21 protein-coding genes are annotated in these 25,787 nt (G+C 66.6%); 12 read left to right on the top strand and 9 right to left on the bottom strand.

The genetic code is table 11. The annotated features are described in order from the left end of the window. Positions 1-130: 130 nt before the first annotated feature. Positions 131-754: a (d)CMP kinase gene (locus tag G5A46_RS02095; RefSeq protein WP_163846841.1), complete on the bottom strand. Its 624-nt coding sequence runs from the start codon at positions 752-754 to the stop codon at positions 131-133. Positions 755-906: 152 nt separating this feature from the next. Then, positions 907-2,475: a 2-isopropylmalate synthase gene (locus G5A46_RS02100; RefSeq protein ID WP_163846843.1), complete on the bottom strand. Its 1,569-nt coding sequence runs from the start codon at positions 2,473-2,475 to the stop codon at positions 907-909. Positions 2,476-2,847: 372 nt separating this feature from the next. Between G5A46_RS02100 and aroA the strand changes: the two genes are divergently transcribed. After that, positions 2,848-4,194 (top strand): 3-phosphoshikimate 1-carboxyvinyltransferase, encoded by a 1,347-nt coding sequence (aroA, locus tag G5A46_RS02105; RefSeq protein WP_163846845.1) that lies wholly within the window; start codon positions 2,848-2,850, stop codon positions 4,192-4,194. A gap of 95 nt (positions 4,195-4,289) precedes the next feature. Continuing rightward, complete coding sequence (locus G5A46_RS02110) at positions 4,290-4,862, top strand: DUF4453 domain-containing protein (protein WP_163846848.1); 573 nt, start codon at positions 4,290-4,292, stop codon at positions 4,860-4,862. A 253-nt stretch (positions 4,863-5,115) separates the two neighbouring features. Here the strand turns inward: G5A46_RS02110 and rlmJ are convergent, their stop codons facing one another. Continuing rightward, a complete protein-coding gene (gene rlmJ, locus G5A46_RS02115; protein WP_163846850.1) occupies positions 5,116-5,889 on the bottom strand; it encodes a 23S rRNA (adenine(2030)-N(6))-methyltransferase RlmJ in 774 nt (257 codons plus the stop codon). 183 nt (positions 5,890-6,072) lie between these two features. Between rlmJ and G5A46_RS02120 the strand changes: the two genes are divergently transcribed. The 6 genes from G5A46_RS02120 (at position 6,073) to G5A46_RS02145 (ending at position 12,825) form a co-directional block, all read left to right on the top strand. Continuing rightward, the gene (locus G5A46_RS02120) at positions 6,073-7,119 is read left to right on the top strand and encodes a rod shape-determining protein (protein ID WP_163846853.1); all 1,047 of its coding nucleotides are present in this window, start codon (positions 6,073-6,075) and stop codon (positions 7,117-7,119) included. A gap of 185 nt (positions 7,120-7,304) precedes the next feature. After that, entirely contained in the window at positions 7,305-8,276 is a 972-nt protein-coding gene (gene mreC / locus G5A46_RS02125; RefSeq protein ID WP_163846855.1) for a rod shape-determining protein MreC, read from the top strand. Beyond that, positions 8,269-8,817: a rod shape-determining protein MreD gene (locus G5A46_RS02130; RefSeq protein WP_163846857.1), complete on the top strand. Its 549-nt coding sequence runs from the start codon at positions 8,269-8,271 to the stop codon at positions 8,815-8,817. Before mreC ends, G5A46_RS02130 begins: the two co-directional genes overlap by 8 nt. Further along, on the top strand, positions 8,814-10,757 hold the full coding sequence (gene mrdA / locus G5A46_RS02135) for a penicillin-binding protein 2 (RefSeq protein WP_163846859.1): 1,944 nt from the start codon (positions 8,814-8,816) through the stop codon (positions 10,755-10,757). Before G5A46_RS02130 ends, mrdA begins: the two co-directional genes overlap by 4 nt. After that, entirely contained in the window at positions 10,754-11,893 is a 1,140-nt protein-coding gene (gene rodA, locus G5A46_RS02140; protein ID WP_163846861.1) for a rod shape-determining protein RodA, read from the top strand. Before mrdA ends, rodA begins: the two co-directional genes overlap by 4 nt. 2 nt (positions 11,894-11,895) lie before the next feature. Then, positions 11,896-12,825, top strand: coding sequence for a 2-hydroxyacid dehydrogenase (locus tag G5A46_RS02145; protein ID WP_163846863.1), 930 nt, complete (start codon positions 11,896-11,898; stop codon positions 12,823-12,825). 104 nt (positions 12,826-12,929) lie between these two features. Here the strand turns inward: G5A46_RS02145 and proS are convergent, their stop codons facing one another. After that, complete coding sequence (proS, locus tag G5A46_RS02150; protein ID WP_163846865.1) at positions 12,930-14,324, bottom strand: proline--tRNA ligase; 1,395 nt, start codon at positions 14,322-14,324, stop codon at positions 12,930-12,932. A 250-nt stretch (positions 14,325-14,574) separates the two neighbouring features. Here proS and G5A46_RS02155 point away from each other — a divergent pair, with 250 nt between their 5' ends. From G5A46_RS02155 to G5A46_RS02170, 4 genes are all read left to right on the top strand, one after another. Continuing rightward, positions 14,575-15,732: an AI-2E family transporter gene (locus tag G5A46_RS02155; RefSeq protein WP_163846866.1), complete on the top strand. Its 1,158-nt coding sequence runs from the start codon at positions 14,575-14,577 to the stop codon at positions 15,730-15,732. 1 nt (position 15,733) lies between these two features. Beyond that, positions 15,734-16,432 (top strand): HdaA/DnaA family protein, encoded by a 699-nt coding sequence (locus tag G5A46_RS02160; protein WP_163846868.1) that lies wholly within the window; start codon positions 15,734-15,736, stop codon positions 16,430-16,432. A 30-nt stretch (positions 16,433-16,462) separates the two neighbouring features. Further along, positions 16,463-18,664, top strand: a complete 2,202-nt coding sequence (locus G5A46_RS02165; protein ID WP_163846870.1) for an RNA degradosome polyphosphate kinase — start codon at positions 16,463-16,465, stop codon at positions 18,662-18,664. Positions 18,665-18,771: 107 nt separating this feature from the next. Beyond that, complete coding sequence (locus G5A46_RS02170; protein WP_163846872.1) at positions 18,772-20,313, top strand: Ppx/GppA family phosphatase; 1,542 nt, start codon at positions 18,772-18,774, stop codon at positions 20,311-20,313. A gap of 51 nt (positions 20,314-20,364) precedes the next feature. Here G5A46_RS02170 and G5A46_RS02175 read toward each other — a convergent pair whose 3' ends face one another. From G5A46_RS02175 to scpA, 5 genes are all read right to left on the bottom strand, one after another. Continuing rightward, entirely contained in the window at positions 20,365-20,790 is a 426-nt protein-coding gene (locus G5A46_RS02175) for a hypothetical protein (RefSeq protein WP_163846874.1), read from the bottom strand. Positions 20,791-20,828: 38 nt separating this feature from the next. After that, positions 20,829-21,836 carry an endonuclease/exonuclease/phosphatase family protein gene (locus G5A46_RS02180; protein WP_163846876.1) on the bottom strand — a complete coding sequence of 336 codons (1,008 nt, stop codon included), beginning with the start codon at positions 21,834-21,836 and terminating at the stop codon, positions 20,829-20,831. Beyond that, positions 21,836-22,519 (bottom strand): molecular chaperone DjiA, encoded by a 684-nt coding sequence (locus tag G5A46_RS02185; RefSeq protein ID WP_163846878.1) that lies wholly within the window; start codon positions 22,517-22,519, stop codon positions 21,836-21,838. Before G5A46_RS02185 ends, G5A46_RS02180 begins: the two co-directional genes overlap by 1 nt. Positions 22,520-22,580: 61 nt before the next feature. After that, the gene (locus G5A46_RS02190; protein ID WP_163846880.1) at positions 22,581-23,084 is read right to left on the bottom strand and encodes a GNAT family N-acetyltransferase; all 504 of its coding nucleotides are present in this window, start codon (positions 23,082-23,084) and stop codon (positions 22,581-22,583) included. A 290-nt stretch (positions 23,085-23,374) separates the two neighbouring features. Beyond that, entirely contained in the window at positions 23,375-25,507 is a 2,133-nt protein-coding gene (gene scpA / locus G5A46_RS02195; RefSeq protein WP_163846882.1) for a methylmalonyl-CoA mutase, read from the bottom strand. Between the last annotated feature and the right edge of the window lie 280 nt (positions 25,508-25,787).

The following is a 25,787-nucleotide window of genomic DNA, read 5'->3' on the forward strand; positions in this document are numbered from 1 at the left end:
TGGCAGGCGGAAAAAAGGGAAATGTCGCGGGCAGGCCCATGCGGCGCGGCAAGGCGGCGCGGATGCCACGGACGGATCAGGCGGCCAGCGGGGGCGGGTGGCTGACCGAAGCCGGCGGCCACCCCGGCCGCTACCGCCCCCCGGCGGCCTCCAGCGCGCGGGTGATGATCTGCTTGGCCTGTTCGACCGCCGTGGCGATATCCATGTCCGAGGTATCCAGCCGCACGGCATCATCGGCCGGGACCATGGGCGCCGCGGCACGGGCGGCGTCGCGGGCATCGCGTTCCCGCAGATCGGCCAGCACCTGCTCCAGCGTGACGTCGTGGCCGGTGCCCGACAACTCGCGCCAGCGCCGGTCGGCGCGCACCGCATCGCTGGCAGTCACGAACAGCTTCACCTCCGCATCGGGGCAGATGACGGTGCCGATGTCGCGCCCGTCCAGGACCGCGCCACCCTGACGGCGGGCAAAGGCGCGCTGGAAATCGACCAGCGCGGCGCGCACGTCATGCATCGCCGCCACGCGGGAGGCGGCGCGGGCCACATCCGGAGTGCGCAGGTCGTTGCGGTCCAGATCTTCGCGCAGCAGCGCGCGGGCGGCCTCCAGCGGGGCCATGCCGTCCAGCATCTTGCGCCCCGTGGCACGGTACAGCAGCCCGGTATCCAGATGCGCCAGCCCGAAATGCGCCGCCACCGCCTTGGATATCGTGCCCTTGCCGGCGGCCGCCGGGCCGTCGATCGCCACCGTGAAACTCATCGCGCCTCTCCTTCTCAGGGGAGGGCAGTCTGGCACCTTGCGAACGCCTTGGCCAGCCCCCCGGACAGACGCCCGAGCAGACCCGCCACCCCGAGACGCAAGAAGGCCCGCCGGGGATGGCGGGCCTTCGTCAACTGGGCGTGTATCGCCGATCAGCCGGCGTCCTTGTAGGAAATCTCCTTGGTGTCGCCGCCGGTCTTGTCCCGGCGCACAACCAGCCGGTTCAGCGCGTGGACATAGGCCCGGACCGAGGCCACGACCGTATCCGTATCCGCGCTGGAGCCGGTGACGATGCGCCCGTCCTCGTTCAGGCGAACCGACACGGTCGCCTGCGCATCGGTCCCCTGGGTCACGGCGTGGACCTGGTAGAGCTCCAGCTTGGCCGCGTGTGGGAAGATCTCCTTGACCGCGTTGAAGGCCGCATCCACCGGGCCGTCGCCGGTGGTGGTGGCGGTCTTCTCGGCACCGTTGACGACCATCACCATGTCGGCCTGCTGCGGCCCGTCGGTGCCGCAGACCACCCGCAAGGATTTCAGCGCCAGGTGATCGGGCGTGGCGTCATCCGAGATGGAGACCAGCGCCAGGATGTCGTCGTCATAGACCTCCTTCTTGCGGTCGGCGAGATCCTTGAACCGTACGAAGATGTCGTTCAACTGGTTCTCCCCCAGCTCAACTCCGAGGTTCTTGAGCTTGGAGCGCAGCGCGGCGCGGCCCGAATGCTTGCCCATCACGATATTGTCGCCCGTGATGCCGATGTCGGCCGGCTTCATGATTTCGAAGGTCTCGACGTTCTTCAACACACCATCCTGGTGGATGCCGCTTTCGTGCTGGAACGCGTTCTTGCCCACGATGGCCTTGTTGAACTGCACCGCGAACCCCGAAACGGAGGCCACGCGCCGCGACAGGTTCATGATCTTGGTCGTGTCGATGCCGGTCGCATAGGGCATGATATCGTTGCGCACCTTCAGGGCCATCACGACCTCTTCCAACGCGGTGTTGCCCGCACGTTCGCCCAACCCGTTGATCGTGCATTCGATCTGGCGGGCACCGGCCTCTACCGCGGCCAGGGAATTCGCCGTCGCCATGCCCAGATCGTTGTGGCAATGCGTGGCAAAGACGATGTCGTCCGCGCCCGGCACCTTCTCGATCAGCATCCGGATCAGATCCGCCGATTCGCGCGGCGCGGTGTAGCCGACGGTATCGGGGATGTTGATCGTGGTGGCACCGGCCTTGATCGCGATCTCGACCACGCGGCACAGGTAATCATGCTCCGTCCGGGTGGCATCCATGGGGGACCATTGCACGTCGTCGCAGAGGTTGCGGGCGTGGGTCACCGTCTCGTGGATGCGGTCGGCCATCTCGTCCATGGTCAGGTTCGGGATGGCGCGGTGCAGCGGGGAGGTGCCGATGAAGGTGTGGATCCGGCTGCGTCCAGCGCCCTTTATGGCCTCCCAACAGCGGTCGATATCCTTGAAATTCGCGCGCGACAGGCCGCAAATCACGGAATTTCGGGAATTCTTCGCGATCTCCGACACGGCGCGGAAATCCCCTTCGGAGGCAATGGGGAACCCCGCCTCGATGACATCGACGCCCATGTCGTCGAGCAGGGAGGCGATCTCCAGCTTTTCCTCGTGGGACATGGTGGCACCGGGGCTTTGCTCCCCGTCGCGGAGGGTCGTGTCGAAAATCAGGACGCGGTCCTGGTCAGATGCATGTGTCATGGTCGTACTTTCCAATTTCTCCTAAGGCCATGGCGCGAGGGGGACACTCCTCTGAGCGGTCGCGCCGAATGGCACGCTCAGAGGCGTGTTAGGAGAAGAGCCAGGGCGGCACGACGAGCGGCGCGCTGATTGCGCGGGCGGGTCGGTGCGATATGGGCCATGGTCGTCATGCGCGAATAGCTAGCGCAGGGGCGGCGTCTTGAAAACCCCGAAATTCCGCTGCGTCCGCGAAAGGATCTTGCGCGCAGGCAACGGCAGGGGGCGCATTGACAGCGGTCCCGGCAATGATCCGGGCGGCGCGAAAGGGCGCGCGCCCTCTGGTCTCAACGGCGCGGCTGCGCTATCAGCGCGGGGCTTGCACAGGAGGCCCGCATGTCCGCCCATGGCGATCCGATCCCGATGACATCCCGCGCCGGCGGCCCCCTGACCGGCACCGCCCATGTTCCCGGCGACAAATCCATCAGCCACCGCGCCCTGATTCTGGGCGCGCTGAGCGTCGGGGAAACCACCGTCACCGGCCTGTTGGAGGGCCAGGACGTGCTGGACACGGCGCGCGCCATGCGCGCCTTCGGGGCGGAGGTGGCGCGCGACGACGACGGCACCTGGCATATCTACGGCGTCGGCGTCGGCGGCTTTGCCGAACCGGACCAGGTGATTGATTGCGGCAATTCCGGCACCGGCGTGCGGCTGATCATGGGCGCGATGGCCACCTGCCCGATCACCGTGTGCTTTACCGGCGATGCCTCGTTGAACGGCCGGCCGATGGCGCGGGTCACCGATCCGCTGACGCTGTTCGGCGCGCGGGCCACGGGCCGTGCGGGTGGCCGGCTGCCGATGATGATCGAAGGCGCGCGGACGCCGGTTCCGGTGCGGTATACCGTGCCGGTCCCATCGGCGCAGGTGAAATCGGCGGTCCTGTTGGCGGGGTTGGGCGCGCCCGGCCAGACCGTGGTGATCGAGAAGGAAGCGACCCGTGATCACACCGAACGGATGTTGGCCGGGTTCGGGGCCCAGATCACGGTGGAGCACTCGGACGAAGGTCGCGTCATCACCCTGACCGGACAGCCGGACCTGCGCCCGCAGACCATCGCCGTGCCGCGCGATCCGTCCTCTGCCGCGTTTCCGGTCTGTGCCGCGCTGATCACGCCGGGATCGGATGTCTTGGTGCCCAATATCGGCCTGAACCCCACCCGCGCCGGTCTGTTCGAGACCCTGCGCGAGATGGGCGCCGATCTGAGCTATGAAAACCCGCGCGAAGAAGGCGGAGAGCCGGTCGCGGACCTGCGCGCGCGCTATTCGCCCGACATGCACGGGATCGAGGTTCCGCCCGAGCGCGCCGCCAGCATGATCGACGAATATCCCGTGCTGTCCGTCGTTGCCGCCTGCGCGCAGGGCATCACAAAGATGCACGGGGTCAAGGAGCTGCGGGTCAAGGAAAGCGACCGAATCGACGCCATGGCCCAGGGTCTGCGCGCCTGTGGCGTGACGGTGGAGGACGGCCCCGACTGGTGGCACGTCACCGGGCTGGGCGCGGGCAACGTTCCCGGCGGCGCGGTGGTGCAAAGCCGGCTGGATCACCGCATCGCCATGTCGTTCCTGTGCCTGGGACTGGCCGCGCAGGCGCCGGTGGGCGTGGATGACGGCGGCCCGATCGCCACCTCCTTCCCTATTTTCGAAGGGCTGATGGGCGGGCTGGGCGCGCATCTCACGCGCGGCTAGGTGTCCGGTAGCTCCGGGCGGATCCTGCGAATTTCTGTAAAGCTGAAGCGACGCCAGGCTTGACCTGACGTCGCCTGACGGCAAGGCTGCGGAGCATGGAACGCATCCTTCTCCTTGCGGCGCTGGCCGTGTCGATGCTGGCCGGCCCCCTGCGGGCGGGCGGTATCTGTGAAGATTTCTGGTACACGCGCAATGCGGTGATGGACCGGGCCGGATATTGTTTTGGCTCCGCATTGGGGCAAGCGGTGTTCGACAATGGCGATTGCCGGACCAAGCAGCCGGCGCTGTCGCCCGGCGACACCGCGATGGTGCAGCATATCCAAGCCGAGGAGCGGCGGTTTTCCTGCAAGATCAACACCCGCGCCATCCAGCTGGACCTGCACGACCTGTCGTGGCGGCGCGCGCTTTCCGATCTGCCCGTGGCCGACCCGATCGAGGGCGGGTGCCTGGGCTGGCAGGGCGGCCCGGTGGTGCTGCGCGCGGGGCATGACGCCTCATCGCCCGCCCTGGCAACGATCCAGCCAGGTGACCATGTCGGATTCGGGCATATCCCGGTGGGGGAGTGGACCTATGTCACCCTGCATCCCCCCGGCTGGGGACCGGTGCGCGGCGCCGGCTGGATGCCGATCCACCATGGCGAATTGCCCTGCGCGAACTACGCCGGATAGCGGCGCCGTGGACAGATGGCCTTGGCCGACGGGTGGGACGATGGATTTCCCGCAGTCGCGCAACGCGTCGTGGATTTGCCACCACTACGCCCGTCCACATCCGACCCAGCCGGCGGCACCCTCGGCGGGCGGGCAAAGGATGCTCACCCCGGCCGGCATTTGATCGGCCCCGCGCCGCCAAACATCCCCGCCCCACTGCCGCACCAAGGCTTCGCGCCGCCGGAACGGGCGCGGCCTGCCACCTTCGCTCGGGTCAGGCGAACAGCGTTGCGATGCGCGCGGCTTCTTCCTCCAGCCCGAAGGGAGCGTTGACGATGAACAGGCCCGAGCCGATCATCCCGTGGCCCGCGCGCACCGGGGGAAACGTGACCTCGTGCCGGACCGCGCCGGGCAGTCCCGCCGCCTCCAACCCGGCAAGCATGGTGCGATGCCGGGCGTCGCGCAGCAGCGGATACCACAGGACCAGCACGCCGACGTTCCATTTGCGGTGCAGCTTTTGCAGAGCATCCGGGATGCTCCGGTATTCGGTCTTCACTTCCCAGGACGGGTCGATCAGCATCAGCCCGCGCCGCACCTGCGGCGGGCAGAGCGACATCGCCATCTCCAGCCCGTCCTGCCGGTGCAGCCGCGCCCCGTACCCCCGCATCGTGTCATGCAGCGCGTCGAACTCGCCGGGATGCAATTCGGCCAGGTGCATCGCATCGCCCGGTCGGGCCAACTCCACTGCCAGCCGCGGCGATCCGGCGTAAAACCGGGCACCATGGGCGGCCCGCACCGCGGCCAAAGCGCGCAGGTAGGGGTGGTCCGCCGCCAGCCCGCCCAGCAGCGCACCGATCCCGGCATCGGCCTCTCCGGTGCGGCGGGCCTCCGGCGCGTCGAGATCGTAAAGCCCCCGCCCGGCATGGGATTCCAGGTAGGTCAGCGGCTTGGGCTTGGCCCCCATACGCGCGAGCATCCAACACAGCAGCGCATGCTTGTGCACATCGGCCGGATTACCGGCGTGGTAGATATGCTGGTACGACAACATCCCGTCCTTCTAGGCCGCATTCCCGCCCCCCCGCAATCGGAAAGCCCGCGCGCGGAATGATGCTTACCCATGCAGACGCGCCCCTTTTCCTGCGGCGCCCCCATGCCTATAAGTGCCGTCAGGGTTCGCTCCACCGAGGAGTCGCGGACCCCTTCGGCATTGGATACGGGACGACGACATAGAATGGGCATTTTCGACAAGATGCCGGGGCTTTTTTCCTCGGACATGGCGATCGACCTGGGCACCGCGAACACGCTGGTCTACGTGAAGGGACGCGGCGTGATCCTGTCGGAACCTTCGGTCGTGGCCTATCACGTCAAGGATGGCGTGAAGAAGGTTCTTGCCGTAGGTGAAGACGCCAAGCTGATGCTGGGCCGCACCCCCGGCTCCATCGAGGCGATCCGCCCGATGCGCGAAGGGGTGATCGCGGATTTCGACGTGGCGGAGGAAATGATCAAGCATTTCATCCGCAAGGTTCACAAACGCTCCACCTTTTCCAAGCCCAAGATCATCGTCTGTGTACCCCATGGCGCCACGCCGGTGGAAAAACGCGCGATCCGGCAATCGGTGCTGTCGGCGGGCGCGCGGCGCGCCGGGCTGATCGCGGAACCCATCGCGGCGGCCATCGGCGCGGGGATGCCGATCACCGATCCCACCGGCAACATGGTGGTGGATATCGGCGGCGGCACGACCGAGGTCGCGGTGCTGTCATTGGGTGATATCGTCTACGCCCGGTCCGTCCGGGTGGGCGGCGACCGCATGGACGAGGCGATCATCTCTTACCTGCGGCGTCAGCAGAACCTGCTGGTCGGCGACAGCACTGCGGAGCGGATCAAGACTTCCATCGGAACGGCAAGGATGCCTGACGACGGGCGCGGTGCGTCGATGCATGTGCGTGGGCGCGACCTGCTGAACGGGGTTCCCAAGGAAACGGAGATCAACCAGGCCCAGGTAGCGGAGGCGCTGGCCGAACCGGTGCAACAGATCTGCGAGGCCGTGATGACCGCGCTGGAGGCGACCCCCCCCGATCTGGCCGCCGATATCGTCGACCGGGGCGTCATGCTGACCGGCGGCGGTGCGCTGCTGGGCGATCTGGATCTTGCATTGCGCGAGCAGACCGGGCTGGCCGTGTCGATTGCGGACGAGAGCCTGAACTGCGTGGCCCTTGGCACCGGCAAGGCGCTGGAATACGAGAAACAGCTGCGGCACGCGATTGATTACGACAGCTGACGGCCCCGACCCCAACGGCTGATCCCGGCTATGGCCCACCGACGCCATGCCGGGCCGCCTTCGGGGGGCGCCTGTCGCGGCCGTGCCGCTTGCAGCCGCGTCCATCGCGGGTCACCATATTCAGGCGGCGCCCGTCCCGACGGGGAAGGGCCACCGCCCCGACGACGCGCCCGAGGGAGACGCCATTGGCAAGGGACAGATCGCAAGACGACGACTATCTCAGGCCGCTGCGCCGCATTCTGGCCAGCGTGACCGTGCTGCTGCTGGTCGCGATCTTCCTAGTCTGGCGTATTGACAGCCCCCGCGTCGAACGGTTCCGCGCCCAGGTGATCGACCAGGTCGTGCCCTCCTTCGACTGGGTGATGGCGCCGGTGACAGGAGCTGTGAACATCCTGCGCGATTTCCAGTCCTACCGCCGGATCTACGCCCAGAACCAGGAATTGCGCCGCGAATTGCAGCAGATGAAGGCGTGGAAAGAGGCCGCCCTTCAGCTGGAGCAGGAAAACGCCCGCCTGCTGGACCTGAACAACGTCCGCCTGGACCCGCGCCTGACCTATGTCACCGGTGTCGTGATGGCCGACAGCGGCTCCCCCTTTCGCCAATCCGTATTGCTGAACATCGGCTCGCGCGACGGGATCGTGGATGGCTGGGCGGCGATGGATGGCATCGGGCTGGTGGGCCGGATCTCGGGCACCGGGCAGGAGGTGTCGCGCGTGATCCTGCTGACCGACACATCCTCCCGCCTGCCGGTAACGATCCAGCCCTCCGGGCAGAAAGCCATCGTGATGGGCGACAACACCGCCGCCCCGCCCCTGGGCTTTGTCGAGAACGAGGCCCTGATCCGACCCGGTGACCGGGTCGTCAGTTCCGGCGATGGCGGGGTGTTTCCTGCCGGGTTGCTGGTCGGCCAGGTGGCCGAGGATCCTGGCGGTCGGCTTCGGGTGCGGCTGGCGGCGGATTACGAACGACTGGAATTCCTGCGGGTGCTGCGCCACCTGGGGACCGAGCCGATCAGCAATCCCGGCAGCCTGATCCTGTCCGGCGACGCCACGGTCGGCGCGGCGGGCGAGGCGACGCAGAGTGGCACCGACACGCCCAGGCTGGCCACCGATATCGAGACCGGGGCCGCCGTGGCGGCGGGCGGGCCGGATGGCTGAGATCGGGCGCAACGCCTCGGCCACGCGGATCTGGACCCTGCGGGCGGTCTTTGCCCTGCTGATCTGCGGCGTACTGCTGGCGGGAATCCTGCCGCTGGATACGGTACCGCCGAAATGGGCCGGACCGGACCTGGTCCTGGCGCTGACGCTGGCCTGGACCATCCGCAGGCCGGAACTGGTGCCCGCCCCGCTGGTCGGGGCCGCGCTGCTGTTGGCGGACCTGATCCTGCTACGGCCGCCGGGGCTATATGCCGCGATCGGGGTATTGGCCTGCGAGATGCTCAAACGCCGGTCGCGCGGGTTGCGCGAACTGCCCTTTCCGGCAGAATGGGCCATGGCATCGGTGGCCGTGGCCATGGTGCTGATCGGCTATCAACTGGCGTTGGCGGTCTTCTTCATCGGGCCGCTGCAACTGAAACTCGCACTGATACAGGCCATCGCCACGATCCTGGCCTATCCGCTGACCACCGGCGCGCTGCGTCTGTTCGGTCTGCGCAAGGCCGCCCGTGGCGAGGTCGACGCATTGGGACACAGGCTATGAAACGTTCCCCCCGCGACACGCAGCTGTCCTCTCGAAAGATCACCCGGCGCGGGCTGCTGCTGGGGGGGCTTCAGGGCGCCTTTGTCGGCGCGCTGGCTTTTCGGATGCGCTATCTTCAGGTGGATCACGCCGATGAATTCCGCATGTTGGCCGAAGAAAACCGGATCAACATCCGTCTGATCCCGCCGTCGCGCGGAGAGATCTTCGACCGCAACGGTTTCGCCATCGCCAAGAACGAGCCGGCGTACCGCATCACCATCGTGCGCGAGGATGCCGCCGATGTGGAGCGCACCGTCGCCCGGTTGACCAACCTGGTGAAGATCGACCCCGAGGAGCTGGAGCGCGCAATGACGGAGATGCGCCGCTCCCCCTCCTTTCTGCCGGTGACGCTGGCCGATCGCGTCGCCTGGGAAGACGTCAGCCGCATCGCCGTGAACGCGCCCGCCCTGCCGGGCATCACGCCGGAGGTCGGCCTGTCACGGCATTACCCGCTGGGCCCGGCCTTTGCCCATGTGGTGGGCTATGTGGGGCCGGTGTCGGATTACGACCTGTCGCGCATCGAAGACCCGGACCCGGTGCTGCGCATCCCCCGGTTCCAGATCGGCAAGGTCGGCACGGAGGCCAAGCTGGAAAGCCGCCTGCGCGGTGAAGCCGGCGCCCGCCGGGTGGAGGTCAATGCCCTGGGCCGCGTCATGCGTGAACTGGACCGCAAGGAAGGCAAGGCCGGCGCCGATCTGCAATTGACCACCGATTACGAGCTGCAAAGCTACGTCCAGGCCCGGCTGGGCGGCGAAAGCGCGGCCGCCGTGGTGATCGACCTGGTGGACGGCGACCTGCTGGCCATCGCTTCGGCACCGACCTTCGATCCCAACCTGTTCGTGCGCGGGATCTCTGTCACCGACTACCGCGCCTTGACGGAGAACAAGTACCGTCCGCTGGCCTCCAAGACGGTGCAGGGCATCTACCCCCCCGGCTCCACCTTCAAGATGGTCGCGGCGCTGGCCGGGCTGGAGGCAGGTATCATCACCGCCGAAGACACGTTCTACTGCCCGGGCCACCTGGAAGTGTCCGGCCGCCGGTTCCACTGCTGGAAACGGGTCGGCCATGGCCATGTGAACCTGGAAAAATCGCTACAGCAATCCTGCGACGTCTATTACTACGAACTGGCGCTGGAAGTCGGGATCGAACGCATCACCGAGATGGCGCAGCGCCTGGGCCTGGGCCAGAAACACGACATCCCGATGTCCGCCGTGGCCGAGGGGTTGACCCCGACCAAGGATTGGAAGCGCCGCGCGCGCGGAGAGGAATGGGTGATCGGCGACAGTGTGAACTCCGCCATCGGGCAGGGCTATGTCCTGGCCTCGCCGCTGCAATTGGCGGTCATGTCGGCGCGGATCGCCACCGGCCGCGCCATTACCCCCCGCCTGGTCAAGAAGATCGACGGCATCGAACAGCCCTCCGGCGGCGGCACCTCCCTGGGCCTGAACGAGGCGCATCTGCGCCAGGTCCGCGCGGCGATGTTCTCCGTCTCCAATTCGCGGCGCGGCACGGCCTATTCGAACCGGATCATCGCCGAAGGCTACGAGATGGCCGGCAAGACCGGCACCAGCCAGGTCCGCAACATCACCGCCGCCGAACGCCGCGCCGGGGTGACCAGCAACGCCGACCTACCCTGGGAACGCCGCGACCATGCGCTGTTCGTGGATTTCGCGCCCTATGACAATCCGCGCATCGCGGTGTCGGTGGTGGTGGAACATGGCGGCGGCGGCTCTACCGCGGCGGCGCCGATCGCGCGCGACATCACCTTGCAGGCGCTCTATCAGGGCGATCCGCCGCTGGACGCCTATCCCAGCAAGGACCGGGGCCGGATCAAGACCCAGCAGGAGCGCCTGCGCGCGCTGCGCCCGACCCTTCAGGCCGAGGCCAAGAGCCGCGCATGAGCTATCTTGAATACAACGTCAAATATGTCCCCTCGGGCATCCGCAAGGTTCTGTACCTCAACTGGGCGCTGGCCCTGTTGCTGGCGGCGGTCGCCTCTGTCGGGTTCCTGATGCTCTACTCCGTGGCGGGGGGATCGTTCTCGCCCTGGGCCGATCCGCAGATGCGCCGGTTCGCCGCCGGGTTCATCCTGATGATCGTCATTGGGCTGGTACCGATCTGGTTCTGGCGCAACATGTCGGCGCTGGCCTACCTGGCCGCGCTGATGCTGCTGGTCTTCGTGGAGTTCTTCGGCTCTGTCGGGATGGGGGCGCAGCGCTGGATCGACCTCGGCTTCATCCGGTTGCAACCGTCCGAGCTGATGAAGATCACCCTGGTGATGTTCCTGGCCGCCTATTACGACTGGTTGCCGGTCCAGAAGGTCTCCCATCCGCTCTGGGTGGCGATCCCGGTGATCTTCATCGTCCTGCCGACTTTCCTGGTGCTGAAACAGCCCGACCTGGGCACCTCCATCCTGCTGCTGACGGGGGGCGGGGCGCTGATGTTCCTGGCCGGAGTGCATTGGGCCTATTTCGCCGCCGTGATCGCGGCGGCCACCGGGTTGGTGGCGGCGGTCTTCGAATCGCGTGGCACGGATTGGCAATTGCTGAAGGATTACCAGTTCCGCCGCATCGACACCTTCCTGGACCCCTCAACCGATCCGCTGGGGGCGGGCTATCACATCACGCAATCCAAGATCGCGCTTGGTTCTGGCGGATGGACCGGGCGGGGGTTCATGCAGGGCACGCAATCGCGCCTGAATTTCCTGCCGGAAAAGCAGACCGATTTCATCTTTACCACCCTGGCTGAGGAATTCGGCTTTCTTGGCGGGATCTCCCTGCTGGGGCTTTATGCGCTGATCATCTTCTTCTGCATCGCCTCCGCCCTGTCGAATTCGAACCGCTATGCCTCTCTGCTGACGCTGGGGATCGCGACGACATTGTTCCTGTTCTTCGCGGTCAACATGTCGATGGTCATGGGTCTGGCGCCGGTGGTCGGCGTGCCATTGCCTCTGGTCAGCTACGGCGGCTCTGCCATGCTGGTGCTGATGCTGGCCTTTGGCCTGGTCCAAAGCGCGCATGTCCACAAACCGAGGTAACGATGCCCAATATCCTGTTCGCCGCCGGTCCCCGCATGTGGGAGACCTATCGCAGCCCGCTGAAAACCGCGCTGGACGCCGCCGGCATCGCCCATGACCTGCGCACCGATTTCGCGCCCGACCAGGTGGACTACATCGTTTACGCGCCGTCCTCGACCTTGCAGGATTTCCGCCCTTATACCCGGACAAAGGCGGTTCTGAACCTCTGGGCCGGAGTGGAAGGCATCGTCGGCAACGATACCCTGACCCAGCCGCTGGCCCGGATGGTCGATCACGGGCTGCGGCAGGGCATGACGGAATGGGTGACCGGCCAGGTGCTGCGCCACCACCTGGACATCGATTATTTCCTGGCCCGGCAATCCGGCGACTGGGCCCCCAAGGTGCCGCCGCTGGCCCAGGACCGTCCCGTCGCCCTCCTGGGGCTGGGTGAACTGGGGCAGGCCTGCGCGGGCGCGTTGGGGGCGATTGGCTTTCCGCTCAGAGGGTGGAGCCGCAATCCCAAGTCCCTGCCGGGTATCGAGACGTTTCACGGCCCACGGGGCCTGACCGAATGCCTGTCGCAGGCCGCGACGGTCGTGCTGCTGCTGCCGCTGACCCCGTCGACGGAGAACCTGCTGAACGCCACGACCCTGGCCGCCCTGCCCGCCGGGGCGGTGATCGTGAACCCGGGGCGCGGCGGGCTGATCGACGACGCGGCGCTGCTGGCGGCGCTGGACGCGGGCCGGATCACCCATGCCACGCTGGATGTCTTCCGGCAGGAGCCCCTGCCCGCCGATCATCCCTATTGGGCCAACCCGCGCGTCACGGTGACGCCGCATATCGCGTCGGAGACGCGGCCCGATACCGCCTCGCAAGTGATCGCCGAAAACATCGTCCGTGCCGAGGCCGGGCAGCCGCTGCTGCATCGCGTCGACCGCGAACAGGGCTACTGAGCGCGGCAAAAGACCCCGCGTCATGTGACGCGGGGCCCTTCAACTTGTCTCGAACGCAGCCGCGCGGCAGGCCGTCCCATCACTGGGCGGCCCTGCGCCGCCCTTCAGATCCAGGTGGAGAAGTCGCGCCCGGCCATCGGTTCGGGCAGCGGGCGGACGGGATGGTGCGGGGTGTAGATCTCCGCGATGCGGGCCAGCGCGGCCTCCGGCGCCATCTCCTCGCTCTCGCCACTGCGGCGGCAGGTCAGTTCCACCACCCCGGACTTCAGCCCGCGCGGACCGACGGTCAGGCGCCAGGGCAGGCCCACCAGGTCCATGGTGGCGAACTTGCCGCCCGCGCGTTCCTTGCGATCATCGTAAAGCGGCTCAAGACCCATCGCCTCCAGCCCCTTGTACAGCGCCTCGCAGGCCTGGTCCGTCGCGGCGTCGCCCTGTTTCAGGTTGACGATACCGACGTGGAAGGGGGTCACCCCCTCCGGCCAGATGATGCCGTTGTCGTCGTGGTTCGCCTCGATGATGGCGCCGACCAGGCGGCTGACGCCGATGCCGTGGCTGCCCATGTGCACCGGCACGGGCTTGCCGTCCGGACCCTGCACCGTGGCGCCCATCGGTTCGGAATACTTGGTCCCGAAGTAGAAGATCTGCCCCACCTCGATCCCGCGTGCGGTCCGGCGGCGGTCTTCGGGGACCTGTGCGAACAGCTCGGCATCATGCGTTTCGTCCGTACGGGCATAGCGGGAGGTGAATTCCTGCAGCACCGCGCGGCAGGCGTCATGGCTGTCGTAGTCGATCTCCCGGTCGCCGAATTTCAGGTCCGTGATCTCGCTGTCGTAGAAGACCTCTGATTCGCCCGTGTCGGCCAGCACCAGGAACTCATGGGTGTCATCCCCCCCGATCGGCCCCGAATCGGCGCGCATCGGGATCGCTTGCAGGCCCATGCGTTCGTAGGTGCGCAGGTAGCTGACCAGGTGACGGTTGTAGGCGTGCAGCGCGTCTTCCTTGGTCAGGTCGAAATTGTAGCCGTCCTTCATCAGGAATTCGCGGCCGCGCATCACGCCGAACCGGGGGCGGATCTCGTCGCGGAATTTCCACTGGACGTGGTACAGCGTCAGCGGCAGATCCTTGTAGCTGTTCACATGGGACCGGAAGATGTCGGTGATCATCTCCTCGTTCGTCGGCCCATACAGCATATCGCGGTCCTGCCGGTCGCGGATCCGCAGCATCTCGGGGCCGTAGGCGTCGTAGCGGCCGCTTTCACGCCACAGGTCTGCGGATTGCAGCGTTGGCATCAGCATGGCGACATGGCCGGCGCGGGCCTGTTCCTCGTGCACGATGGTCTCGATCTTGCGCAGCACCTTGAAGCCGAGCGGCAGCCAGGAATAGATCCCGGCCGAGGATTGCTTGATCATGCCCGCCCGCAGCATCAGGCGGTGGCTGGCGATCTGCGCCTCCGAGGGCGTTTCCTTGAGAACCGGCAGAAAATAGCGGGACAGGCGCATGTTGGAACCTCTGGCTGACACTGGGTCCGGGTTTAGGCGACCCGAGGCCCGCCGACAACCGCAATTGCCGTGGCGCTGCGTGGTCCGGCCCCCTCTCGCGGGCGCCGGAAGCCTTGCCAATCAGGGGGGCATCGGTCATGTAAGGCCCGGAGAACAGGGCCTGCGCAGAACGTCGGGAAACAGGCTTCGCCCGGGGCTTTGCAAGCGGCTTTGCACGGGCTTTCGCAACGGGAACAGGACGGGCGGGACCATGGCACTTCCGGTCAGAACGCAGCTCAAGTACTGGAGCATCGCGGCAGGCGTATTCGCCCTGATGCTGTGGTGGCTGGGCGATGTCATCCTGCCCTTCGTGCTGGGCGCGGCGGTGGCCTATTTCCTGGACCCGGTCGCCGACCGGTTGGAGGCGATGGGCGCGTCCCGCGCGGCGGCGACGGCGATCATCACGCTGGTGGCGGTGCTGGTCTTCGTGCTGGGGGCGCTGCTGGTGGTGCCGACGCTGGTCAACCAGACCGTGGCGCTGTTCGACACCGCGCCGCAGCTGTTCCGCGATCTTCAGGCCTTTCTGACGACGAATTTCCCGCAGATCTCGGACGAAGGCAGCACCCTGCGCCAGACCCTGATCGCGGTGGGCGAAACCATCCAGTCCAAGGGCGGGGAGCTGCTGAACACCGCGCTGACCTCTGTCGGGTCGCTGATCAACGTGGTGATGCTGTTCGTGATCGTCCCGGTGGTGGCGTTTTACCTGCTTTATGACTGGGACAACATGGTCGCCCGCATCGACGAGCTGCTGCCGCGCGAACATGCCCCCACCATCCGCCGGCTGGCGGGAGACATCGACGCGACGCTGGCCAGTTTCATTCGCGGCATGGGAACCGTCTGCCTGATCCTGGGCACCTATTACGCCATCGCGCTGATGCTGGTCGGGCTGCAATTCGGGCTGGTGGTGGGCGCCGTCGCCGGGCTGATCACCTTCATCCCATACGTGGGGGCGCTGGTCGGCGGCGCGCTGGCCATCGGGCTGGCGCTGTTCCAGTTCTGGGGCGACTGGGTGTCGATCGGGCTGGTGGCCGGGATCTTCGTCCTGGGCCAGGTGATCGAGGGCAACGTGCTGACGCCCAAGCTGGTGGGCGATTCCGTCGGGCTGCACCCGGTTTGGCTGATCTTCGCGCTGTCGGTGTTCGGCTCTCTCTTCGGGTTCGTGGGGATGCTGGTGGCGGTGCCGGTCGCCGCGGCCCTGGGGGTGATCGCGCGGTTCGTCATCGGGCGATACAAGTCCAGCCAGCTTTATCGCGGACCGGCGTCCGAGGCCACGGATATCGCCGCCGCGACCCCGCGCGCCACCCCCGCCACCGGAGCGCCAGCGCCCGCGCCTGCCACCGGCGGCACGGCGGAGACCGACGAGGCCTGAGATGAGCTATCAGCAGGCGCCCCTGGATCTCCCCCCCGCCGCGGTGGAGATGACGCACGACAATTTCGTGCCGGCCCCCGGCAATGCCGTCGCGCTGTCGCTGGTCGCGGGCTGGCCCGACGCCTGGCACCGGCGCAAGCTTGCGCTGGTCGGCCCGCCGGGATCGGGCAAGACGCACCTGGCCTGCATCTGGACCGCCGCCAGCGGCGCCTCCCACCTGACCGCCACGCAGCTGGCCAGTGCCGATATCGACACCCTGGCCAAGGCCCCCGTCGCGGTGGAGGACGTGCCAAGCATCGCCGGCAACCGCCCGGCCGAGGAAGCCCTGTTCCACCTGCACAACCTCGTCCTGTCCGAAGGTCACGGCCTTCTGGTCACGGGCGACCGCCCGGTCTCGGATTGGGGACTGACCCTGCCCGATCTGGACAGCCGGATGCAGGGGACGCAGGCCGCCGTTCTGAAAGCCCCGGACGATACCCTGCTCAGCGCCGTTCTGGCCAAGCTGTTCGCGGATCGCCAGCTGCTGCCGACCCCCGACGTCATTCCCTATCTGGTGCTGCGCATGGACCGGTCCTTTGACGCCGCGCGCCGCATCGTGGCCGAGCTGGACGCAAGATCGCTCAGCGCGCAGCGGCGGATCACCCGCCCCATGGCCATGGACCTGATGCATCATTCCGACGACCCGCCCCCCGGCGGCTGACCCATTTTCATGACCTGACAGCAAAGCGCCATGCCCCGGACACAAAAACGAACTGCCGATTTTCTTTACGACGACACCCGCCCTTCCGTGGCGATGCCGGAGGTGGACAAGACCGGCCCGGGTCGGTTCTTCAACCGGGAGCTCAGCTGGCTGGGCTTCAACTGGCGGGTGCTGGAGGAGGCACAGAACCCCAATGTGCCGTTGCTGGAACGGCTGCGCTTCCTGTCGATTTCAGCCAACAACCTGGACGAGTTCTATACCGTCCGCGTCGCCGGCCTGCGTGAATTGGCGAATGCCGGCAACACCACGCCCGCCGCCGACGGGCTGACCCCGGCAGAACAGCTGGTTCTGATCGACGCCGACGCGCGCAAACTGATGCAATACCAGCTGGACGTGCTGGACGAACTGCGCGCCCTGATGAAGGACGAGCGGATCGAGATCGTCGCCCGCGACGCGCTGACCGCCGAGGATCTGGGCCATCTGGGCAATGTCTTCCTGCACAAGGTCTTTCCGGTGCTGTCGCCACTGGCCATCGATCCGGCGCATCCTTTTCCCTTTATCCCCAACCTCGGGTTTTCCCTCGCCCTGATGCTGGAACGCAAGAAGGACCGGCGCCCGCTGCAGGCGCTGCTGCCCATCCCGCAGCAGATCGACAGGTTCGTCCCCCTGCCCGCCCCGGACGGGGCGCACCGTTTCCTCCCGCTGGAGGAATTGCTGATGGTCCATCTGGAACGGCTGTTCCCCGGCTATCGCGCCACCGGCGCCTGTGCCTTCCGGGTGCTGCGCGACAGCGATCTGGAGGTGGAGGAAGAGGCCGAAGACCTGGTGCGCGAATTCGAAACCGCGCTGAAACGCCGCCGCCGGGGCGAGGTCGTACGCATGAAGATCTCCGCCGATGCGCCGGAGCCGCTGAAACGGGTGATCATGCGCGAATTGCACGTCATTCCCGACGAGGTGATCGAGGTCGACGGCCTGATCGGCATTTCCTCCCTGTCGGAACTGGTGCTGGACGCGCGGCGCGACCTGCTGTGGCCACGGTTCACCCCGCGGGTGCCGGAACGCGTACAGGACCACGACGGCGACATGTTCGCCGCGATCCGGCAAAAGGACATGTTGCTGCACCACCCTTACGAGACGTTCGACATGGTCGTCCGCTTCCTGCAACAGGCGGCGCGCGATCCCGACGTGGTGGCGATCAAGCAGACGCTCTACCGCACCAACCGCGACAGCCCCATCGTGGCCGCCCTGTGCGAAGCGGCGGAGGACGGCAAATCCGTCACCGCGCTGGTGGAGCTGAAAGCACGGTTCGACGAGGCCGCCAACATCCACCAATCCCGCCGCCTGGAACGGGCCGGGGCGCATGTCGTCTACGGCTTTGTCGACTGGAAGACCCACGCCAAGATCTCCACCGTGGTCCGGCGGGAAGGGGACAACCTGGTCACCTATACACACTACGGAACCGGCAATTATCATCCGATCACCGCGCGGATCTACACCGACCTCAGCTTCTTTACCTGCGCGCCGGAACTGGGCCGCGATGCGACCAAGGTGTTCAACTACCTGTCCGGCTATGCCCTGCCGGAAGGGTTGGAGAATCTCTCCATCTCACCCCACACGATGAAATCCGACCTGATCGCGATGATCGGCGCAGAAGCCGACCACGCCCGCGCCGGACGGCCGGCGCAGATCTGGGCCAAGATGAACTCGATCATCGAACCGGACGTGATCGACGCGCTCTATGCTGCCGGGCGCGCGGGGGTCAAAATCGACCTGGTGGTGCGCGGCATCTCGGGGTTGCGGCCTGGAGTGAAGGGGTTGTCGGACAACATCCGGGTGAAATCCATCATCGGGCGTTTCCTGGAACACAGCCGCATCGTGTGTTTCGGCAATGGCTACGGCCTGCCTTCGCCAGAGGCACGGGTCTTCTTCTCCTCGGCCGACTGGATGGGCCGGAACCTGAATCGCCGGGTGGAAACGCTGGTGGAATGTCGCAACCTGACGGTGAAAGCCCAGATCGTCGAACAGATCATGGCCGCCAACCTGCATGATCAGGCCCAAAGCTGGGTGCAGCAGCCCGACGGTTCCTTCTTGCGCGGCGCAGCGCCCAGGAAGGGGCGGAATTTCAACTGCCATCGCTTCTTCATGGAAAATCCCAGCCTTTCGGGGCGGGGGACGGCCGGCGCGGATGACGTGCCGCAACTCACCCATGAGGCCGACGACGGTCGCGATTAGCGCCGCCCCGACGCCGCCGCCCGGTCATCTGTCGCAAGACAAAGGGTTGACCGCGCGGCGTCGACACCACATTAACCGGAAAGACGGTTCAGACAGGAATGTCGCGCATGGATGGCAACACTTCCGCCGAGGCGCCCGGTCGCCTGCTTTACGGGCGCAACCCCTTTGCCGATGTGGCCGCACAGGGCCTGTCGCGCGTCGGCGTGGTCGATATCGGGTCGAACTCCGTCCGGCTGGTGATCTTTGACGGCGCCGCCCGCAGCCCCGCCTATTTCTACAACGAAAAGATCATGTGCGCCCTGGGCGCGGGCCTGGGCGAGACCGGGAAACTGAATCCGCAGGGCCGGGTTCGGGCGCTGGCGGCGCTGCGCAGGTTTCAACTTCTGGCTGAAGGCTGCGACGCCACCCCGCTGACTGCCGTAGCCACCGCCGCCGTGCGCGACGCCGAGGACGGACCCGAATTCGTCGCCGAGGTGGAGGCCGCGACCGGCCTCGAAGTCTATGTCATCGACGGCCGCGAGGAGGCCCGCCTGTCCGCGCAGGGCGTGTTGCTGGGCTGGCCCGGCTCCTATGGGTTGATCTGCGATATCGGCGGATCCTCGATGGAACTGGCGGAAATCTCCGACGGGCAGGTCGGCCCGCGCGAGACCTCGCCGCTGGGGCCGCTGAAACTGGCGGATGTGAAAGGCGGCGCCAAGGGGCGGCGCGCCTATATCCGCGAGCATGTCAGCCAGTTGGCAGAGGTGCTGGGAAACCAGCGCAACCGCCTGTTCCTGGTTGGCGGGTCGTGGCGCGCCATCGCGCGGATCGACATGGACCGGCGCGGCTATCCTCTGCATGTGCTGCACGAATACCGCATGGACGCCAAGGCGGTACGCGAAACCGCCTCCTATATCGCCAGCCAGAACCCCGACACGCTGCGCGCCCGTTGCGGCATTTCCTCCAGCCGGATGGCGCTGGTACCGATGGCCTCCGAAGTGCTGCTGGAAGTGGTTCGCAAGTTCAAGCCGCGCGACATCGCCATTTCCAGCTACGGTATCCGGGAGGGGCTGCTGTACGAGCAGATGCCCCAGGATCTGCGCGACCGCGACCCCCTGATCGAGGCCGCCCGCTTTGCCGAGCGCAAGGACGCCCGCCTGCCCGGTTTCGGTGCCGCCCTGCATGAATTCATCGAACCGCTGTTCCGCAATGACAAGCCCGAGCGCAAGCGCCTGATCCAGGCCGCCTGTCTGCTGCATGATGTCACCTGGCGCGCGCACCCGGATTACCGCGCCGAGGTCTGTTTCGACAACGTCACCCGCGCCAATCTGGGCGGGCTGAAACATTCGGAACGGATCTTCCTGGGGCTGGCGCTGCTGCACCGCTATCGGAACAAGCGCGAGGGGACGCAATTCGCCGATCTCTATGACCTGATCCCCAAGCAGGACCAGCTGGCGGCGGAAATCCTGGGCAAAGCGATGCGCTTTGGCGCAATGCTGTGGCTGGATACCGACGCGCCGATCGGCCGGCTGAAATGGTTCCCAAAGAAGAAGCTGCTGGAACTGCACCTGTCGCATGACGCCTCTCCCCTGTTCGGTGAGGTCTGCCAATCGCGGCTGAACTCGCTGGCCAATTCCCTGGACGCTACGGTCGAACTCAAGCTGAGCTGAGATCCACCGCCCCGTCGCGGCTTCCGGTCAGGTCGGATCAGCGCCGCAAGGTCACAGGTCGATGGTGCCGTCCGGGTTCGGCTCCACCCGGGGGGATGGGGTGTAGGGGTCGGCCTCCGGCTTGCGCCGGATGACGATATCGCCGTTGGGCAGAATCACCGGGGCTTCGTAGTCGCTGAAATCCTTGATTTCCCCCATCAGGCGGGAAAAGGCCGGGCCCATTTCACTGGCGAAACTGCGCAGGGCCGGGCCGATCGTGTCGGCCATGCCTTCCAGATCGTCCAACGCCGGCTCCATCTCTTGCATGAGACCTTCCATCAGCATCCGCGCGCCGCGCCCCATCAGGCCCAGCCCATCTTCGCTGTCCTCCTCCCGCTCTGTCGCGTCGGGGGTCACGATTTCCGCCTGCACGGGTTCCCCCGGGGCAAGGGTCAGCGGCAACATGGCCAGGGCGAGGGTCAGGCTGAGGCGTGTCATGCTTTATGATATAGGGCGTCCGGGCGTTTCGGGTAGGGTCAGATCGGAATATCCAGCGTGACCGGGAAATGATCCGACGCGGTGATCAGCGCTCGGCGCAACTCTGGCCGGGACCAGCATTCTGGATCGTCGAACGGGTGCCAGATCCGCCAATTGGCGGGCAGCGCGGCCAGATCTTGCGACAGCATGATATAATCCAGCAGGGCCTGTAGATAGCGCCCCTCCGGCGCGATGTAGAACCGGGCCGTGGTCGGTGGCGCGGCCAGCCGGGCGCTCAACGCGCGGCGGGCGTGGGGGTCATGCAACATTGTGTCTTCCTCCCCCTCCCCCATCACGATCTCGACGGAGGAGCGGCCGAACAGGCTTTCGTATTCGTCCAGCCCCGGGCCATCGTTCAGATCACCCATCATCAGCAGGCTGTCACCGGCCTCCAGATGCGCCGCGATCCGTCGGCGCAGCCAGATCGCCTGCGCCAATTGCTTGCGGCGGTTGGCAATGGCGATGCGCATGACATCGGCCGGACTGCGCGCGCCATGCGGTGCCTTGGATTTCAGATGCGCCCCGATCAGCCGCAGATCCCGGCCGGCGGCGGTGCGCAGCGCCAGTTCCAGCGGTGGCTTGGAAAATTGCACCCGATCATGCCGCGCGTCGATATCCAGGTCGATCCGCAGCGTGTCGTCGAACCGGGGGGCCCCCGGCCCGGTCCGAGGATCATGCCGCGCGGTGATCACATCGGGATCGTAAAGCAGCGCGATTTCCTGCTGCGTGTCATTGGGAAACCCCGTCACCGCCCGCCGCGCCCGCAGGCCAAAGGCTGTGGCAAAGCCCTCCAGCATCGCGGTCGTGGGGCGTTCAGGTTTGTGGTCGGGGGCCTCCACCACCAGCACGGCATCGGCGTCCAGCGCGGTAAAGACGGTCCCCAGGGCCTCGACCTGCATGGCGCGGGTGACGTCGTGACGGCCGGACCAGCCGCCATCGGCCAGCAGCTGGCCCTGCGCGTCGAATAGCGCGTTGAACCATTCGACGTTGTAGGTGGCCAGGCGCATCAGCCCGCGCGCAGGGCCGTGATCTCGTCCCAGGCGCGGTTGATGTCCACCATGCGCCGCTCCGCGATCTGGATCGCCTCTTCCGGAACGCCACGACCCAGCATCTGGTCCGGGTGGCTTTCGCGCACCAGCTTGCGCCAGGCGCGGCGAATTTCGGTCATGTCGGCATCGGGCGTGACGCCCAGCACGGAATAGGGATCAGGGATCGCGTCGGGCACGAACCGGGCGCGCAGGCCGCGAAACTCCGCTTCCGGCAGGCCGAAGATCCGCGCCACCTGCTCCAGGAACATGTCTTCGTCCTCGTGGTAGCGGCCATCAGCCAGGGCGATGTGAAACAGCCCCTCCATCAGATCGCACAGCACCTGCCCCTCGCCCTGGAACATGGAGGCGATGCGGCGGGCGTAATCCTCGAACCCGGCGACATCCTTGCGCGCCATGTCGAAGACCCGCGCGGCGCCGGCCTCGTCCTCCGGGGCGATGCGGAATACCTCCCGAAAGGCGGTGACCTCGTCGCGGGTGACCTGGCCGTCGGCCTTGGCCATCTTCGCCCCCAGGGCGATCACCGCGATGGTGAAGGCGACCGACCGTTCCGGCGGGGCGCGAAACCGGTCGAACAGATGCGCCAACCCCTCGCCCGAGGCGAGGGATTGCAGGGCGTCCAGGATGCGCGACCAGATCGACATGGGCACAAGTCTACCCTGCCCGGCCGCCTCTGTCTCTGCGACAGAGCGGCAGATGGCCCGATCAGCAAAGATGCTTCTGCACAAGAACAAGGGTCTGCCTTTCGTTGAATTTCGTCCCGACGCCGGGCATCCGCCCGACCTCCGCGTAGCCCAGTGCCAGATGGAAGTCGATCGCCGCAGGATTGGCGGCGCTGATGCCGCCCACCATGACGCGATGGCCGGCGTCGCGGGCGTGATCCTCCACCCTCGCCATCAGGGCCCGGCCCAGTCCCTGGCCGCGCGCCTCGGGCCCCAGAATGACGGTGTGTTCCATGCAATGGCGATAGCCGTCGCCACCGCGAAACTGGTCATAGCTGGCAAAGCCCAGAACCGCGTCACCGCGCTGCACGATCACGAAGGCCCGGCCAGCCGCCCGCCGCGCGGCGATCAGCGCGGTCAGACCAGGCGCATCGCGTTCCACGCTGGCAAAGGTGACCAGCGTATCGCGGATCACCGGGTTCCAGATCGCAAGAAGCGCGGGAACATCGCCGGTCTGCGCGGCGCGGAAGGTGATCGGGGCGGTCATGCCCCCATATTCCGCGCCCCATCCGGTGCCGCAAGGGCGAAGGACCGCATGGAACATTGCTCTCGCAATCGTGTTCTGGCCCCTTGTCCGGGGCGACCTGCGGACAGGGGAGGCAGGTAGCGGGGCGCGGGGCAGCCCTGCCCCGCGCGCCAGCCGTATCATCGCGTCAGGCGGCCGGCGCGGGCGGGATCACGCGGTAGACTTGCCCCGCGCGCCATGGTCTTGCACATTTTTTCCCCGCGCTCCCGCCCTTGTCCTGCGCGCTTTCCCTTTGTCCTGCTCCCCCGCCCTTATGCCGCGCGGGCGTCGCGGATCAGTTTCAGGATGTCCTGCGCGGCCTCCGGGATGTTGGTGCCGGGGCCAAAGATCGCCTTCACCCCCGCCTTCTTCAGGAAGTCGTAATCCTGCTGGGGGATCACCCCGCCGCAGATCACGATGATGTCGCCCGCGTCCTTGTCCTTCAGCGCCTGGATCAACTGCGGCGCCAGCGTCTTGTGCCCCGCCGCCTGGGAGGAGATGCCAACCACATGCACATCGTTGTCGATGGCGTCCTGCGCCGCCTCCTCCGGGGTTTGGAACAGCGGGCCGACATCCACGTCGAACCCGATATCGGCAAAGGCGGTGGCGATCACCTTGGCCCCGCGATCATGGCCGTCCTGGCCCATCTTCACCACCAGCAGGCGCGGGCGCCGGCCCTCTTCCTCGGCGAAGGCCTCGATGCTTTTCTGGATGGCGGCAAAGCCCTCATCCCCTTCGTAGGCCGCACCATAGACACCCGCCAGGGTCTTCACCTCGGCCTGGTGGCGGCCGAATTCCTTTTCCATCGCCATGCTGATCTCTCCCACGCTGGCCCGGGCGCGCGCGGCCTCGACCGCGGCTTCCAGCAGATTTCCCCCGTCGCGCGCGCGGCGCGTCATTTCCTCCAGGGCGGCGGTACAGGCCGCTTCGTCGCGTTCGGCGCGGATGCGTTCCAGCGCGCGGATCTGGCTGTCGCGCACCTTCACGTTGTCCACATCCAGGATGTCGATCGGGTCTTCCTTGTCCTTGCGGTACTTGTTGACGCCGACGATCACTTCCTCCCCCCGGTCGATCATGGCCTGGCGGCGGGCGGCGCTTTCCTCGATCCGCAGTTTCGGCATCCCCGAGGCCACGGCCTTGGTCATGCCGCCCATCTCCTCCACTTCCTGCATCAGCGCCCAGGCCTTTTCGATCAGGTCGTTGGTCAGGCTTTCGATGTAGTACGACCCCGCCAGCGGATCGACGACGCGCGTCACCTGCGTTTCCTCCTGAAGGATCAGCTGTGTGTTGCGCGCGATCCGGGCCGAGAAATCGGTGGGCAGGGCGATCGCCTCGTCCAGCGCGTTGGTGTGCAGCGACTGCGTGCCGCCCAGTACCGCGGACATCGCCTCGTAAGCCGTGCGGATGACGTTGTTGTAGGGATCCTGCTCCTGCAAGGAGACACCGGAGGTCTGGCAATGGGTGCGCAACATCTTGGAGCGTTCGTTCTGCGCACCGAATTCCGTCATGATGCGGTGCCACAGCGTGCGCGCGGCGCGCAGCTTGGCGATTTCCATGAAGAAATTCATCCCGATGGCAAAGAAGAACGACAACCGCCCGGCGAACTTGTCCACGTCCATCCCTGCCTCGATCGCGGCTTTCACGTATTCGCGGCCGTCCGCCAGGGTGAAGGCCAGTTCCTGCACGAGGTTCGCGCCCGCCTCCTGCATGTGGTAGCCGGAGATCGAGATGGAGTTGAATTTCGGCATCTCGTTCGAGGTATATTCGATGATGTCCGAAATCAGCCGCATGGAGGGTTCGGGCGGATAGATATAGGTGTTCCGCACCATGAATTCCTTGAGGATGTCGTTCTGGATCGTGCCGGACAGGACCGATTTGTCATGGCCCTGCTCCTCCCCCGCGACGATGAAGGACGCCAGGATCGGGATCACCGCGCCGTTCATCGTCATCGACACCGACACCTGGTCCAGCGGGATGCCGTCGAACAGGACCTTCATGTCCTCCACGCTGTCGATGGCCACGCCGGCCTTGCCGACATCGCCCACCACGCGCGGGTGATCGCTGTCATAGCCGCGGTGCGTCGCAAGGTCGAATGCGACGGAGACGCCCTGTTGCCCGGCGGCCAGGTTGCGGCGGTAGAAGGCGTTCGATTCCTCGGCGGTGGAGAAACCGGCATATTGCCGGATCGTCCAGGGACGGCCCGCGTACATCGTCGCCTTCGGCCCGCGCGTGAAGGGTTCGAACCCCGGCAGGCTGTCCATATGCGGCAGATCGGCGGTGTCCTCGGCCGTATACAGCGGCTGGACGTCGATTCCCTCAAGCGTGGTCCAGGTCAGGTCGTCGAGAGACCGTCCGCGCAGTTCCTTTTCGGCGCGTTCGGCCCAGTCTTTTTTCGTCGGTGCCATGGTGGTGTCCTCTTCTCGGATGAAGCGGCGGCGGGGTTGTCCCCGTCTGTGCCGGCTTCGTGACAAAGTCGCGGGCCGTTGTCGCGGCCCAGGGTTCGGGGGCCAGGGTTCGGGAGCCAGGGTTCGGGGCCAGATCGGCCAACCCGTCCGCCCCGGCGGTCAGCCAGAACAGATCGTCCTGATAGGCCTCGCGCAGGGTGGCGCGCTGGCGGTTGGTAAAGGGGCGCAGCGGCCCGATATGCGGGATCATGTCCATCCCGGGCCGCGCTTTTCTGTGCCG

Origin of the sequence: Pseudooceanicola aestuarii (genome assembly GCF_010614805.1) — a bacterium.
In the GTDB taxonomy this organism is placed as follows: domain Bacteria; phylum Pseudomonadota; class Alphaproteobacteria; order Rhodobacterales; family Rhodobacteraceae; genus Pseudooceanicola; species Pseudooceanicola aestuarii.

What these genes read in the sequence shown, in the direction of transcription:
- G5A46_RS02095 (WP_163846841.1), bottom strand. Translation starts at nt 754, where the DNA reads ATGAGTTTCACGGTGGCGATCGACGGCCCGGCGGCCGCCGGCAAGGGC.
- G5A46_RS02100 (WP_163846843.1), bottom strand. Translation starts at nt 2,475, where the DNA reads ATGACACATGCATCTGACCAGGACCGCGTCCTGATTTTCGACACGACC.
- aroA (WP_163846845.1), top strand. Translation starts at nt 2,848, where the DNA reads ATGTCCGCCCATGGCGATCCGATCCCGATGACATCCCGCGCCGGCGGC.
- G5A46_RS02110 (WP_163846848.1), top strand. Translation starts at nt 4,290, where the DNA reads ATGGAACGCATCCTTCTCCTTGCGGCGCTGGCCGTGTCGATGCTGGCC.
- rlmJ (WP_163846850.1), bottom strand. Translation starts at nt 5,889, where the DNA reads ATGTTGTCGTACCAGCATATCTACCACGCCGGTAATCCGGCCGATGTG.
- G5A46_RS02120 (WP_163846853.1), top strand. Translation starts at nt 6,073, where the DNA reads ATGGGCATTTTCGACAAGATGCCGGGGCTTTTTTCCTCGGACATGGCG.
- G5A46_RS02130 (WP_163846857.1), top strand. Translation starts at nt 8,269, where the DNA reads ATGGCTGAGATCGGGCGCAACGCCTCGGCCACGCGGATCTGGACCCTG.
- mrdA (WP_163846859.1), top strand. Translation starts at nt 8,814, where the DNA reads ATGAAACGTTCCCCCCGCGACACGCAGCTGTCCTCTCGAAAGATCACC.
- rodA (WP_163846861.1), top strand. Translation starts at nt 10,754, where the DNA reads ATGAGCTATCTTGAATACAACGTCAAATATGTCCCCTCGGGCATCCGC.
- G5A46_RS02145 (WP_163846863.1), top strand. Translation starts at nt 11,896, where the DNA reads ATGCCCAATATCCTGTTCGCCGCCGGTCCCCGCATGTGGGAGACCTAT.
- proS (WP_163846865.1), bottom strand. Translation starts at nt 14,324, where the DNA reads ATGCGCCTGTCCCGCTATTTTCTGCCGGTTCTCAAGGAAACGCCCTCG.
- G5A46_RS02155 (WP_163846866.1), top strand. Translation starts at nt 14,575, where the DNA reads ATGGCACTTCCGGTCAGAACGCAGCTCAAGTACTGGAGCATCGCGGCA.
- G5A46_RS02160 (WP_163846868.1), top strand. Translation starts at nt 15,734, where the DNA reads ATGAGCTATCAGCAGGCGCCCCTGGATCTCCCCCCCGCCGCGGTGGAG.
- G5A46_RS02165 (WP_163846870.1), top strand. Translation starts at nt 16,463, where the DNA reads ATGCCCCGGACACAAAAACGAACTGCCGATTTTCTTTACGACGACACC.
- G5A46_RS02170 (WP_163846872.1), top strand. Translation starts at nt 18,772, where the DNA reads ATGGATGGCAACACTTCCGCCGAGGCGCCCGGTCGCCTGCTTTACGGG.
- G5A46_RS02175 (WP_163846874.1), bottom strand. Translation starts at nt 20,790, where the DNA reads ATGACACGCCTCAGCCTGACCCTCGCCCTGGCCATGTTGCCGCTGACC.
- G5A46_RS02180 (WP_163846876.1), bottom strand. Translation starts at nt 21,836, where the DNA reads ATGCGCCTGGCCACCTACAACGTCGAATGGTTCAACGCGCTATTCGAC.
- G5A46_RS02185 (WP_163846878.1), bottom strand. Translation starts at nt 22,519, where the DNA reads ATGTCGATCTGGTCGCGCATCCTGGACGCCCTGCAATCCCTCGCCTCG.
- G5A46_RS02190 (WP_163846880.1), bottom strand. Translation starts at nt 23,084, where the DNA reads ATGACCGCCCCGATCACCTTCCGCGCCGCGCAGACCGGCGATGTTCCC.
- scpA (WP_163846882.1), bottom strand. Translation starts at nt 25,507, where the DNA reads ATGGCACCGACGAAAAAAGACTGGGCCGAACGCGCCGAAAAGGAACTG.